The sequence below is a fragment of the Nocardiopsis sp. JB363 genome, from assembly GCF_900143625.1.
GTDB lineage: Bacteria > Actinomycetota > Actinomycetes > Streptosporangiales > Streptosporangiaceae > Nocardiopsis.
This window is the reverse complement of the sequence record NZ_FRFF01000072.1, coordinates 110,018-122,834: the sequence shown is the minus strand read 5'-3', so window position 1 is coordinate 122,834 and position 12,817 is coordinate 110,018. Positions and strand designations below refer to the sequence as shown.

Annotated in this window: 13 protein-coding genes and 1 pseudogene; 6 read left to right on the top strand and 8 right to left on the bottom strand. The window is 69.9% G+C overall.

From position 1 onward, the window contains the following. The 3 genes and pseudogenes from BQ8420_RS11340 to BQ8420_RS11330 form a co-directional block, all read left to right on the top strand. Positions 1 to 263 (top strand): annotated as a pseudogene (locus BQ8420_RS11340) (cytochrome ubiquinol oxidase subunit I); the annotation flags it as partial. A 12-nt stretch (positions 264 to 275) separates the two neighbouring features. Further along, positions 276 to 701 (top strand): cytochrome c oxidase subunit 4, encoded by a 426-nt coding sequence (locus tag BQ8420_RS11335; RefSeq protein WP_087098128.1) that lies wholly within the window; start codon positions 276 to 278, stop codon positions 699 to 701. A gap of 211 nt (positions 702 to 912) precedes the next feature. Next, complete coding sequence (locus BQ8420_RS11330; RefSeq protein WP_235006075.1) at positions 913 to 2,208, top strand: Ig-like domain-containing protein; 1,296 nt, start codon at positions 913 to 915, stop codon at positions 2,206 to 2,208. A 58-nt stretch (positions 2,209 to 2,266) separates the two neighbouring features. On the opposite strand, the gene BQ8420_RS11325 is transcribed toward BQ8420_RS11330, so the two are convergent. From BQ8420_RS11325 to BQ8420_RS11305, 5 genes are all read right to left on the bottom strand, one after another. Beyond that, complete coding sequence (locus tag BQ8420_RS11325) at positions 2,267 to 3,403, bottom strand: glycosyltransferase family 4 protein (protein WP_087098124.1); 1,137 nt, start codon at positions 3,401 to 3,403, stop codon at positions 2,267 to 2,269. A gap of 107 nt (positions 3,404 to 3,510) precedes the next feature. After that, entirely contained in the window at positions 3,511 to 4,542 is a 1,032-nt protein-coding gene (locus BQ8420_RS11320) for a C40 family peptidase (RefSeq protein WP_087098152.1), read from the bottom strand. 329 nt (positions 4,543 to 4,871) lie between these two features. Then, a complete protein-coding gene (locus BQ8420_RS11315) occupies positions 4,872 to 5,864 on the bottom strand; it encodes a C40 family peptidase (RefSeq protein WP_200815895.1) in 993 nt (330 codons plus the stop codon). Positions 5,865 to 6,127: 263 nt separating this feature from the next. Continuing rightward, positions 6,128 to 7,483: an NYN domain-containing protein gene (locus tag BQ8420_RS11310; RefSeq protein ID WP_087098122.1), complete on the bottom strand. Its 1,356-nt coding sequence runs from the start codon at positions 7,481 to 7,483 to the stop codon at positions 6,128 to 6,130. Continuing rightward, entirely contained in the window at positions 7,480 to 7,761 is a 282-nt protein-coding gene (locus tag BQ8420_RS11305; protein WP_087098120.1) for a hypothetical protein, read from the bottom strand. Before BQ8420_RS11305 ends, BQ8420_RS11310 begins: the two co-directional genes overlap by 4 nt. A gap of 156 nt (positions 7,762 to 7,917) precedes the next feature. Between BQ8420_RS11305 and BQ8420_RS11300 the strand changes: the two genes are divergently transcribed. The 3 genes from BQ8420_RS11300 to BQ8420_RS11290 all read left to right on the top strand — a co-directional run bounded on the left by BQ8420_RS11300 (position 7,918) and on the right by BQ8420_RS11290 (position 10,766). Further along, positions 7,918 to 9,645 carry a DEDD exonuclease domain-containing protein gene (locus tag BQ8420_RS11300; protein WP_087098118.1) on the top strand — a complete coding sequence of 576 codons (1,728 nt, stop codon included), beginning with the start codon at positions 7,918 to 7,920 and terminating at the stop codon, positions 9,643 to 9,645. Next, positions 9,623 to 10,387, top strand: coding sequence for a rhomboid family intramembrane serine protease (locus BQ8420_RS11295; protein WP_087098116.1), 765 nt, complete (start codon positions 9,623 to 9,625; stop codon positions 10,385 to 10,387). The genes BQ8420_RS11300 and BQ8420_RS11295 overlap by 23 nt, the downstream gene beginning before the upstream one ends. A gap of 103 nt (positions 10,388 to 10,490) precedes the next feature. Beyond that, on the top strand, positions 10,491 to 10,766 hold the full coding sequence (locus BQ8420_RS11290) for an Lrp/AsnC family transcriptional regulator (protein ID WP_067606568.1): 276 nt from the start codon (positions 10,491 to 10,493) through the stop codon (positions 10,764 to 10,766). An 88-nt stretch (positions 10,767 to 10,854) separates the two neighbouring features. Here the strand turns inward: BQ8420_RS11290 and trpD are convergent, their stop codons facing one another. The 3 genes from trpD to BQ8420_RS11280 all read right to left on the bottom strand — a co-directional run bounded on the left by trpD (position 10,855) and on the right by BQ8420_RS11280 (position 12,650). Further along, positions 10,855 to 11,976 carry an anthranilate phosphoribosyltransferase gene (gene trpD / locus BQ8420_RS11285; RefSeq protein WP_087098114.1) on the bottom strand — a complete coding sequence of 374 codons (1,122 nt, stop codon included), beginning with the start codon at positions 11,974 to 11,976 and terminating at the stop codon, positions 10,855 to 10,857. Positions 11,977 to 12,051: 75 nt separating this feature from the next. Beyond that, positions 12,052 to 12,213, bottom strand: a complete 162-nt coding sequence (locus tag BQ8420_RS31865; protein ID WP_160049296.1) for a hypothetical protein — start codon at positions 12,211 to 12,213, stop codon at positions 12,052 to 12,054. Positions 12,214 to 12,218: 5 nt separating this feature from the next. After that, on the bottom strand, positions 12,219 to 12,650 hold the full coding sequence (locus BQ8420_RS11280; RefSeq protein ID WP_087098112.1) for a hypothetical protein: 432 nt from the start codon (positions 12,648 to 12,650) through the stop codon (positions 12,219 to 12,221). Positions 12,651 to 12,817 lie beyond the last annotated feature (167 nt).

The window sequence follows — 12,817 nt, the reverse complement described above, 5'->3', positions numbered from 1 at the left end:
CCTCGATCTCCTCGTTCGTGCTCGCGGCCTCCACACTCATCTTCTTCTGGAACATGTACATCACCGCGAAGAAGGCGCCGATGGTCGGTGTGGACGACCCGTGGGGTTACGGCGGTTCCCTGGAGTGGGCCACGTCCTGCCCGCCGCCGCGACACAACTTCACGTCGCTGCCGCGGATCCGTTCCGAGCGTCCGGCCTTCGACCTGCACCACCCGCACGTCGCGGCTCCCGGTGCCGTCGCGGCCGGTTCCGAGAAGAAGTAGGAGGCGGCCCATATGAAGATGCAGGCCTACCTGTTCATGGGGATCGCGACCTTCTTCGGTCTGGTCGGGGCCCTGTACATCTACTGGTCCTACCTGGAGACCGGCCAGGTCGAGTGGGCCGGTTCCACCATGTTGGTCGTGGGCATCGGCTTCGGCTGGATGATCGGGTTCTGGCTCTGGCAGGCGGCTCGCCGTAGCGAGCACCACCACGGGCTGCCGCCCGAGGAGCGCCTCGACGGTGAGATCTCCGAGAGCGCCGGCGAGTACGGGTTCTTCAGCCCGCACAGCTGGTGGCCGATGTTCGTCGCGCTGGCCGTCGCCTTCACGGCGGTCGGCATGGCGATCGGCTGGTGGATGCTGATCCTCGGTTTCATGGCCATCATCCTGACCACGATCGGCTGGGTCTTCGAGTACTACCGCGGAGAGTTCCAGCACTGAGATCACCCCGAAGGGTGATTGCCCTTCGAGAGTGGGCAATCACCCAGGGTAAGATATGAGCGTCACCGCCCCGGTGGCCGGACACGGGTCCCTCAGGACCACGTGCCGGGCACCGGGGCTCTTGCCTTACCGTTGCTCGAAGGGGCGCGGAGAGGCTCCGGCCCTGGCCGTACGCTCTCGTGCGCCGACCGAACGGACGTTGGAGGACTGTGTGAAGCGACGGGCCCACTCACGAGCGGTCGTGGCGACGGCCGCGCTCGTCCTGCTCACCGCCTGTAGCGCCGGGGAGGAGCCGGATCCGGAGCCAGGCGCACAGGGCACCGAGGCCCCCGGCCCCGAGGTGACCATCACGCCCGAACCCGGAGCCACCGAGATCCCGCCCAACACCCCGGTCCGGGTCGCGGCCGAAGGCGGCACCATCACCGACGTCCGGGTCGACCAGGTCGACCCGTCCGAGGCGGGCAACGGCGAACCGGAGACGGAAGAGGAGCCCACGACCCTGGAGGTCACCGGCACCCTCAACGAGGCCGAGGACGCCTGGACGGCCGACTGGAACCTGCACCCCGGGTCGGCGATCACGGTCACCGCGACCGCCACCGACGACGACGGTGAGGAGACCGAGGTCGTCTCCGAGTTCACCACGCGGGACACCACGGACGGGCAGCGTCTCGAACTGGCCTCCAACTTCCCCACCTCGGGTCAGACCGTCGGCGTGGGCATGCCCGTGATCATCAACTTCGACCTGCCCGTCACCAATAAAGAGCAGGTGGAGAACTCCATCGAGGTCGTCGCCGAGGAGGAGACGCAGGGGGCCTGGAACTGGGTCTCCGACGAGATGGCGGTCTTTCGGCCCGAGGAGTACTGGGAGCCCTACCAGGAGGTCGCGGTCGATCTGCGTCTGGCCGGGGTGGAGGCCTCCGACGGTGTCTTCGGGGTGAGCGATCACCGCATCGAGTTCGAGGTCGGTCGGGAGATGATCTCCACGATGCACGTCCCGGACCACGAGATGAAGGTGGTCGTGGACGGTGAGGACACCCGCACCATCCCGGTGAGCAACGGTGCCGCCGACGAACGCTTCAACACCACGACCTCCGGCGTCCACCTCACCATGGAGAAGTACGAGTCCCTGGTGATGGACTCCGCGACCGTCGGAATCGAGGAGGGGGAGCCCGGTCACTACCGGCTCGACGTCGACTGGGCGGTACGTACCTCCAACAGCGGCGAGTTCTCCCACGCCGCCCCCTGGAACTCCGGCAACCTCGGCAGCGCCGATACCTCCAACGGGTGCACCAACATGTCCGTCGAGGACGCGCGCTGGTTCCACGACGAATCGCTGATGGGCGACGTCCTGGAGACCACCGGCACCGATCGCGAACTGGAGTGGGACAACGGCTGGGGCTTCTACCAGCGCTCCTGGGAGGAGTGGCTGGAGCAGAGCGTCACCGGTGAACCCCAGAGCACCGACGGCTCGGGCACCCCCGGCAACGTTCACGGAGAAGGGCTTTAGGGGCGGAGAGCCCCGGGAGCCTCCGGAATCACCCCGGGCTCAGGCCCCCGATAACGCCTCAGGGCCCCTCCACGCCTCTCAGGAGGCCGTCAAGGCGATGCAGGGTGCGATCCCAAGACCACTCCCGGGAAACCCATTCGCGGCCGCGTGCGCCCATCAGGGCGGCGCGGTCGCGGTCCTTCAAGAGCCGAATGATCGCCCGGGCGGCCGGCCCCGGCAAGGATCCGTCCACCACGTGCCCGGTCTCGCCTTCCAGGACCGCGTCCGGGGCGCCGCCCGAGGCGCCCGCCACGACCGGCAGTCCGGTGGCCGACGCCTCCAGGTAGACCATCCCCAGCCCCTCCACGTCCAGCCCCGCCCGTCGGGTCCGGCACGGCATGGCGAACACGTCGCCCGCGTCGTAGTGGGCGGGCAGGTCCTCGGCCCGGACCGGGCCGGTGAAGCGCACCGAGTCCAGGCCGGCGGCGACCGAACGCAGCCGGGACGCGTAGGGGCCGTCGCCCACCAACAGCAGCACCGCGTCGGGAACGTCCGCCAACACCCGCGGCCAGGCCCGGATCAGGGTGTCCTGCCCCTTGCGCGGCACCATGCGCGACACGCACACCACCACGGGGCGTTCACCCAGGCCCAGACGTTCGCGTACTCGCGCACCTCCGGCATCGGGCCGGAAACGGTCGGTGTCCACCCCCGGGGCCAACCGGCGCATATGCGCGGTGGCGGCGGGGGACAGGGAGCGTGACAACCGGCGTCGCGTGTATTCGCCCAGGTAGGTGACGGTGTCCACGGTGTCGCCGATCCGACGCAGTGCGGAAGAGGCCCCCGGCAGAACCGTCCACCCGGTCTCGTGTCCGTGGGTCAGCGCGACCTGGCGCAGGGGACGCAGGTGGGCGGCGGCCAGCCCCAGCGGGGCCGCGGCCCCGTAGAGCACCGAGTCGCAGTCCTCCAGTTCGGCGATGACCCGCGCCCGCCGCAGCACCCGTGGGGTGGGCAGCAGCACCTTGGCCGCGTCACGCACGATCGGGAAGGGTTGACGGAGGTCGAAGTGGGGGTCCGCCGCCTCGTCGGCGGCGTCGGGGGCGGAACTGTAGACCACGACCGACCCGGGCGGGCGGCGCAGGGCGAGCTCGTGCACGTAGGACTCGATGCCGCCCGCGCGGGGTGGGAAGTCGTTGGTGATGATCAGGGTTCGCGACACCCTGGTGAGTCTAGGGGGAGTTCGTCCCGGACTCCTGTCGGAAACCGAACGCGAACGGGCCCGTGGTGCGTTCACCACGGGCCCGAGAGAAGCGGAGGCTCAACGCGTCACGGCCGCACGGCGGCGGTGAAGCTGGAGCGGTAGTAGTCGTTGAGGGTGACCGTGCCGATGGGGCGCGAGGACGTGGAGGCGTGCACCATCACGTTGTCGCCCGCGTACAGACCCACGTGGGTGGGGCTGGCGCCGTAGAAGAACATCAGGTCACCGGGCTGCATGTTCTCCCAGGACACCCGCTGGCCCGCGTTGACCTGGTCGTAGGTGGTGCGCGGTAGGTTGACGCCCGCCTGGGACCAAGCGGCCTGGGTCAGACCGGAGCAGTCGTAGCCGCCGGGCCCGGTGCCGCCCCAGACGTAGGGCTTGCCGATCTGGGCATAGGCGAAGTCCAGGGCGATCTGGGCGTTGCCGGTGGCCGGGCCGGTGTAGCTCGAACCGCCCCCACCCTCGCCGCCACCGCCACCGCCGGTGTCGTTGCTGACGTTCTCGGTGGCCGCGGCCTGTTCCTCGGCGGTGAGTTCATCGAGCAGTTCCTCCTGCTCGGCGATGGCCTCCTCGGCCTCCTCGGTGGCCTCCTCGGCCTCGGCCATCGAGTCGGCGGCGCTCTCCTCGGTGGACTCCGATTCCTCGCGCAGGGACTCCAGGTGGTCGAGCTCGTCGACGTACTGGTCCAGACCGGCCTGCTGCTGATCGGACAGGTACGTGAGGTCGGCCTGGTGCTCCAGAGCCTCCTCGGGACCCTCCGCGCCGATCAGCTGGGTGGGCGAGGTCGGGTCGACACCGGTGTAGGCGATGTTGGCCAGACTGCGCACCCCGCCGCTCAGCTCATCGATGGTCTCTTCGGCGGTCTCGATGTCACCGATCAGCTCTTCGAGCTTCTCCTCGGCGGCCTCGTGCGCCTCCTTGGCGTCGTTGTAGGCCGCGTTGAGCTCGATGAAGTCCTCTTCGAGGCTCTGGATCTCCTCGCGTACCTCGTCGGCGGTCGGTTCGGCGTGCGCCACGGCCATGGGGGTGAGGAACGCCCCGAGGCAGATCGAGGCGATGACGGCCGATCGGCGACCGGGGGCGCCACGGTATGCAGACACTGGCAACACCTTTCTTCCCTCGTCCCGAATGACGGGGGACGAGGGCGTGCACCGGGCGGGACGGAGTCGAAGAGGCCGACCGAAAGGCTGCGGGGAGTGCCCGACCCGGACGCGGTCGTCACCGACGGGGTTCGGTGAAGAGGAGCGACCACGCTCGGCGATGAACATTAGTGCATTCCTTGGGTGCCTCTCAACTGTTTCGTGACGTTCCGGAGCAAGAGATGGTCTGTCCGAAACCCCTGACTTGCCGTGACTTGGGCGGACACCGTGCGACGAGAAAGGCCGCCGTCCCGGAGGGGACGACGGCCTCGAAGAGGAACCTCGGTGCGCTACAGACGCACACCGAACTCGAACTGACCGCCCCAGTAGGCGGCCAGCCCCACGACCTCGATGTTGCGGCCGGTGCGCGGCGCGTGCACCATCTGGTTGTTGCCGGCGTACAGGCCGTTGTGGGCCTGACCGGAGAAGAACATGATGTCGCCCGGCTGGAGCGATCCCATGTCGTTGATGCGGGTGCCGAGCTCGGCCTGGGCGTAGGTAGTACGCGGCAGGTCCACGCCGGCGGAACGCCAGGCCGCCTGGACCAGGCCGGAGCAGTCGTAGCCGTTGGGGCCGGTGCCGCCGTAGACGTAGGGCAGACCCACCTTCGAGTAGGCGAAGTCCAGAGCGGAGGAGGAGTCGCCGCTGCCCTCGTGGGACTGGCCACCGCTGTCGTCGGCGCCCTCGGTGGAGCTGTCCGCGTCGGGGAACTGCGCCAGGAGCTCCTGCTGCTCCTCGACGGCGGCCTCGACCTCGTCCTTGGACTCCTCGCTCTCCTCCAAGGTCTCCTCGGCGTCGTCGAGGGCCTTCTCGGCCTCGTCCTTGAGCGCGAAGAGACGCTCGGAGGAGTCGCCGAAGTCGTCGAGCTGGGTCTGCTGGGCGTCCGACAGGTAGTTCAGGTCGGCGTTCTGTTCCAGCAGCGACTCGGGGCCGTCGGAGGTGAGGATGTTCGTGGTGGAGTCGAGCTCGCCGCCCTGGTAGGTGGCGTTGGCGAACTGCTGGACCTGCTCGCGCAGGTCGTCGTAGCGGTCCTGCTCGTCCCCGACCTGTTCATCGAGTTCGTCGTAGGCGGCCTCGGCCGTCTCGTAGTCCTCCTTGGCCTGGTTGTAGGCCTCGACGGCCTCCGAGGCCTCCTGGTTCAGTTCCTCGATGCGGTCCTCGACCTCGTCCTGGGTCGGTTCCGCATGGGCGATGCCGGGGGCGATGAAGGTGCCGGCGGCGACCACACCGAGGCCGGTCGTAGCGATTCGGCGAGCAGTACGCCGACCACCGGAGTTCTTCATGGCGGTCCACGCTCCTTGAGTGTCTGAGAAATCCGCAGGGGTGACTGGGAGACGGAAAAAGACGGGGGGCGACCCGAGTCTTGGGCGGGCCCACATGAGTGTGCGGGTCCTCGTCGGGGGTGGGGTGGCACAAGAGTGGCCTTCTACCCGACGAAGCACTCACGTTCGGGACGAACCTAGCGGACAGGTCTCTCCCGCTCAACCACAACGGGCATCGGTCACCACCACGCATGGTGGTGACCGTTGTCACAATGGAGGTGCCTTCAGTCGAGTCTTCGCAGGAAGATCAGGGAGGGGACGGCGCGCGCACCGACGGCGCGAACCGCTTGGACGATCTCCTTGTCGGATGTCACAACGGCGATCGGTCGACCCGGGGGCTCGACCCGCACGAGTCGGACGATGAGCTCGTCCGCGGTCTCCCCGGGCGCGCTGAACAACAGCCGGACCCGGCGGCTGGGCGTCACCGGGGGAGTGTCCACGTCCGCGCCGTCGAACACACAGGTGATCTCCGCTTTGGTCCGACTCGCCAGCCCCTCCAAGGAAGCGAGCAGGCGGTTGCGCTGATCGGCCAACGGCAGGTTCCCGTACCCGGTCTTGGTGACGTTGTAGCCGTCCACCAGCACGTGCACCCGTGGAACGGTCAACAGGTGCTCCAACAGGCCCGGGTCGTCGTCGGGCAGCCCGCCCAGGGACACCCGACGCTGCTCCTCACGGTCCTCGGCGACCAGGTCGGCGGGGCTGTCCAGGCCGGTGGGCAGCGCGAGTTCGCGACGCAGACCGTGCGAGGCGTCCACCAGCACGTCCAACAGAACCCGCAGCCGGGCCTCGTCGGCGTTGCGCCCGGTGCGTACCGCCCTGCGGGAATTCTCCACCTGAGCCTCGGCGTCGGCCAACCGGGAACGCAGCCGACGGTTCTCCAGCTCCAGACCGTTCATCCGGCCCTCGGCCTCGCCGCGACGGTCCCGGAACTCGGTCACGGTCCGTTCGGCCTCGGAGGTCGCCGACTTGGCGCGTTGGCGCTCGTGGTGCACCTTGCGGCGCAACTCGGCGATCTCGGTGCGCTGCTCGACGATCGTGGCGCGCTGGCGCTCCAGGTCCCTCTGGTGGACGCGGCGGGCCTCCTCCAGCTCCCGGCGCACGTTCTCCAGGGCCTCGGCGGCCTCGTCCACCTCCTTGGCGCTGTGCTGACGGTCCAGTTCGAGGTGGACGTCCTCGATCATCCCGGGCCATCCGTCGGGACGCAGCAGGTAGGCGCAGGCCGCCACCGTCACGGGGTCGGCGGCGGGCGGAACGATCCCCGCGCGCATGCCCTCGGCGAGCTCGGGCCACACCTGGTCCACGCGGGCGGCGACCAGACGACGAAACCCCGGATCGTTCTCCAGCTGCGCGGCGATCTGCGGGCCCGCCAGCCGGGCGCGCCGACGGGGTTCGAACCTGGCGACCCTGCGCAGCACGGGTGGCAGCTCCGACGGGCGCATGCCGCCCAACACGTCGGACCCGTACTCCACGACCCGAGCGCGTACCGGCTCGGGCAGTGGGCGCATGAGACGCTCCTCACCGTCCTCCCGCTCGGGGTGGTCCTCGTCGTCGGAGCCGCCCGTCACCGGGCCGGCGCTCATGCCCGACCCGTCGAGCTCTCCGCCGAAGTGTCGGGGACCGACCGTTCGGCGTCGGGACGGGGGACGATCTCCACGCTGTCGGTGGCGCCGCACCAACGACACTTCACCCGTTCGATCGTCTCCGCGAGGACGGTGCGCTCCTCCACGGCACCGGCGCCGGACAGTTCCTGGTGCACGTAGTCCTGTGAACGCACGGTGCGCGTCACGTCGAACCGCGTGAGGTTGCCGCACCCGGTGCACCGCCAACGCTCATCGTCACCCGGCATCGCGATCCCCACGGTTCCTCCTCGGTGTCGTTGCGTGTTCGTGGCCACCGTCGCTCGACCCGTCGGTCACTCGACGTCACGACGGCCCACACCGACATCTTTCCATGTCGGGCGGGTCGACCGTCATCCCGGACGTGTTCGGTCCCCACCCCCGACTAACCTGACCGCGTGGTTCGACAGTCCGCGACACCTCATGGCGAGCAGACCAGCCTCGACGACCTGGGTACCCCGGTGGCCGGGGCCACCTTCGTGGTGGTCGACCTGGAGACCACCGGAACCAGCGCGTCCAGGTCCCGCATCACCGAGATCGGGGCCGTACGGGTCCGTGGTGGCGAGATCGTCGCCGAGTACACCACCCTCGTCGACCCGGGGATGCTCGTCCCGGCCGCCATCACCCTGCTGACCGGCATCACCCAGTCGATGGTGGCCACGGCCCCGACGATCGGCGAGGTCCTGCCGGACCTGCTCGCCTTTTTGAACGAGGACCCCGACACCGTGCTGGTCGCCCACAACGCGCCCTTCGACACCGGTTTCCTCAAGGCGGCCTGCGAACGGGAGGGCCTGGAATGGCCCGCGCCGCCGGTGGTCGACACCCTGCGCCTGGCGAGGGCACTGCTCTCCGCGTCCCAGGTCCGCAACCACCGGTTGGGCACGCTCGCCGCCTACTTCGGGGCCCACATCGCCCCCAACCACCGTGCGTTGGACGACGCCCGAGCCACCGTGGACGTGCTCAACGGCCTCATCGACCGCCTCACCCCGCTGGGCGTCACCAGCGTCGAGGAGCTGCGCGCGGTCGCCAAACCCGCCACCCGCGCCCAACGGTCCCGGCGTCATCTGGCCGAGGACCTGCCGGAGCGCCCCGGCGTGTACGTGTTCACCGACGCCCAGGGGCGCAGCCTGTACGTCGGCAAGAGCAACAACCTGCGCCGACGAGTGGCCTCCTACTTCACCGCGGCCGAGTCGCGTCGCCGCATCCGGGAGATGGCCGGTCTGGTGGTGTCGGTCACCCCCATCGTCTGCACCACCGAGCTGGAGGCCTCGGTCCGCGAGCTGCGGATCATCGCCGAACGCAAACCGCCGTTCAACCGCCGTTCCCGCAACCCCGAGAACGCCCGCTGGGTCAAACTCACCACCGACGTCTACCCCCGCCTGTCGATCGTGCGGGCCGTGCGCGACGACGGCGCCCCTTACCTGGGCCCCTACAACTCCCAGCGTGAGGCCGAGGAGGCCAAGGAGGCGCTGCTGCACGCGCTGCCGCTACGCCAGTGCACCCACACCTTCGCCCCGCCCGAACGCGTGGTCCCCAGGTGCGTGCTCGCCCAACTGGGCCGCTGTGGAGCACCCTGCGACGGCACCGAGACCCTGGACGCCTACACCGTCCACTCCGAGGCCGCCCGTACCGCCATGACCACCGATCCGGACGTGGTCGTCGACGCCCTCACCGGCCGCATCCGCGAACTGTCCGAGGACCTTCGCTACGAGGAGGCGGCGAGCCTGCGCGACCGCCTCATGGCGTTCGTCCGCGGCGCCCGCCGGGCCCAGCGCCTCACCGCCATCGCCGCGGTGCCGCACCTGGTCGCCTCACGCCCCGGAGCCACCGGGTGGGAGACGATCGTGGTCCGCCACGGGCGCCTGGCCGCGAGCGCGGTCCTCACCCCGGGCACCCACCCGACCGCCTTCCTCGCCTCCCTGGTCGCCACCGCCGAACGCGTCCCATCCGGATACGGGCCGGTCCCCCACGCCACCGCGGGGGAGACCGAACTGATCCTGGACTGGCTGGTCGCGCCCGGAACGCGCCTGGTCGAGGTCGAAGGAGAGTGGACATGCCCGTTGCGGGGCGCCGAAGCGCACACCCGGATGACACACTGGGCCCATGGCCGCGCTTCCGCTCAATGACGATCACCCCGTCCGCCGCGCCCCGGTCGTGGCCTACGGCCTGATCGCGGTCAACGTCCTCGTCTACCTGCTCTCGCCGCAGGCCGCCACCGCCGTCTGGTACCCCGTCGACCTGCTCGAACGCGTGTGCTCGATCGACGGCTACTTCATGCGCTGGGGCGCCATCCCCGACGAGATGCTCGGCCGGGTCGACCTGGCCGAACCGCTGACCCCCGAGTGCGGACCCATCGACGGCAAGGTCGTCTGGTTCTCGGTGCTCAGCTCGATGTTCCTGCACGGCGGCTCGGCCCACCTGCTCGGCAACATGGTGTACCTGTTCGTGTTCGGCCCCGTCGTGGAGGACCGGCTCGGCAAGGTCCGCTTCCTGCTGCTGTACCTGGCCACCGGGGTGGTGGCCGCGTTCGGGCACGCGCTGGTCGACCAGGACGGCGGCATCCCCATGATCGGTGCCTCCGGGGCCATCTCCGGGGTGCTCGGCGCCTACCTCGTGGTCCAGTTCCGCAGCCGGGTCACCACCCTGGTGTTCGGGGTGATCCCGATGCGTCTGCCCGGATGGGCCGTGGTGGGCAGCTACTTCGCGCTTCAGTATCTTCTCTACGTCACATCCTCGACCGCCCCGGGCGGCGGATCCAGCGTGGCCTACGCGGCACACGTCTACGGCTTCGTCGCGGGGGTGATCGCGGGACTGGTGGTCTACCGACTGCGATGGCGCTCCGGAACACGCCTATCGGACGTGTACTAGCCGGGGCCCTTCCATCATGGGCGTCGAACACGGGCCGTAGCGAAGCGGAAGGCCCGAGACGAACACAGTCCCGCTCCCGCTTCACCAACGCCCAGGAGGCACAGTGATCACCGCGATCGTCATGATCAAGGCCGACGTCCACCGCATCCCCGAGGTCGCCGAGGCCATCGCCGACATCGACGGCGTCAGCGAGGTCTACTCCGTGACCGGTGGTGTCGACCTCATCGCCATGGTGCGGGTCCGGCGCCACGAGGACCTGGCCGACGTGATCCCGGGACGGGTCAACAAGGTGCCCGGCGTGACCTCCTCCGACACCCACATCTCCTTCCAGACCTACTCCAAGCACGATCTGGAGTCGGCCTTCGCCATCGGCTGGTAGACCCGGCCGGGCACGTGAACGCGTGAGGGGCGCGGTGGATCGGGATCCACCGCGCCCCTCGTCGTCCTCGAAGGCCCCTCAGAGCGCCTCAGACGCTCTCGGCCAGCTCCTGGCTGGTGCGCACCCAGGTCTCCAACAGTCGCTGGGCCGCGCCGCTGTCGATCGCCGCGGCGGCCCGCTCGTGGCCGGCGCGCACGGCCGCGGTCAGATCGCCCTCGACACCGTCGACCGCCGCCAGCGCGGCCCCGGCGTTGAGCAGCACCGCGTCGCGCACCGGGCCGGTCCGACCCGCCACCATGTCGCGCACGGCCTGGGCGTTGAACTCCACGTCGCCGCCGCGCAGGGCGTCGGGCGCCGAACGCTCGATGCCCAGGTCCGCCGGATCCAGCCGCTCACGGCGCGCCTCACCGTCGCGGACGACCCACACGGTGGAGGTGGTGGCCGTGGTCAGCTCGTCCAGGCCGTCGTCGCCTCGGAACACCAGGGCCGAGGAACCACGGCGGGCGAACACCCCCGCGATCACCTCGCACATGCGCTCGTCGAACACGCCGATGGCCGAGGTGGTGGGCTGTGCCGGGTTGGTCAGCGGACCCAGGAAGTTGAACACGGTCGGCACCGCCAGCTCACGGCGCGGCTTGGCCGCGTACCGCAACGACGGGTGGAACAGCGGAGCGAAGCAGAAGGAGATTCCGGCCTCCTCGGCCAGCCGCACGGTCAGCTCCGGCGGCAGGTCCAGGACCACGCCGAGCCGCTCCAGCACGTCGGCCGTACCGCACGAGGAGGACGCCGCACGGTTGCCGTGCTTGACCACCCGGGCGCCCGCGGCCGAGGACACGATCGCCGCCATGGTGGACACGTTCACGGTGTGCGCGCGGTCGCCACCGGTCCCGACGATGTCGAGGGTGGGGCCGGGCACCTCGATGCGCACCGCGTGCTCCAGCATGCCCTGGGCCAGACCGGTCACCTCGGACACCCCCTCGCCCTTGGCGCGCAGGGCGATCGCGAACCCGGCGACCTGGGCGTCGGTGGCCGAACCCGACATGATCTCGTTCATCGCCCACTCGGTGTCGGCCGCACTGAGGGAGACCCCGCCCAGCAGGGCGGTGATGAGGTTGGACCAGGTCCGCTCCAGGACGGCGGAGGTCTCCTGGGCGTTGGTATCGAGCGCGTTGTTCTCGGCCGGGGCGGCCGAGGAAGCGGGGACGTTCATGTGGGACTCCTGGCTGAAGGACGTGGAAAAGGGGAGGGGCGCCGGAAGGCGGGCACACGGGTGCGCCCGCCCCGTTCAGCGTCCCTGGACGAGGAGGAGAGCAATGTCGGCGCGGCCGCGCCATCGCCCGATGTCCGCGCCGTGGTTGAGCGCCCCGCCCATCACGAGTCGACGGCGCAGGTCCCTCTCGCCGTTGTCCTTCTCGGCCGTCAGCCGGCCGTGTGCGTCACGCCCCACCCGTGTCATCCCGTGAGCGCGACCGCGCGCCGGCGCATGAGCTCGGCCAGTGCCTCGGCGAGTGCGACCGGGTCGATGGGGTGACTCACCACCTGGTCGGCCTGCGACCAGGTCGCCAGCCAGCGGTCGTCCCGCCTGCCCACCAGGAGCAGGACCGGCGGGCAGCGGAAGAGCTCGTCCTTGACCTGGCGGCACAGGCCCATTCCGCCGGTGGGCGCGGCCTCACCGTCGAAGATGGCCACATCGATGCGCTCGGCGGGGTCCTTGGACTCCAGCTTGCGCAGGACGCCGGGCGCCGTGGCGCACTCGACGAACTCGACCTTGGGGACATCGGTGGCGGGCCGGCGGCCGATGGCCATCCGCACCTGCTCACGGGTGTCGGCCTTGTCGCTGTAGACCAGCACGCGCATCCTGGCGTCCGTGTCCGTACCGCTCATCGCGCAACCGTCCCATCGCGTCAGTCCTCGGTCGCCGCCAAGGGGGGTGCGACCGTGGCGTTCGTTGACTGTTCGACTCGACTCTATTGCCTCACGTGCGCCCGGCCCGGATGAGGGTGGGTGGGCGAGGGGGCGTTGAGACCTTGGACACCATAGGATGCCAGGAC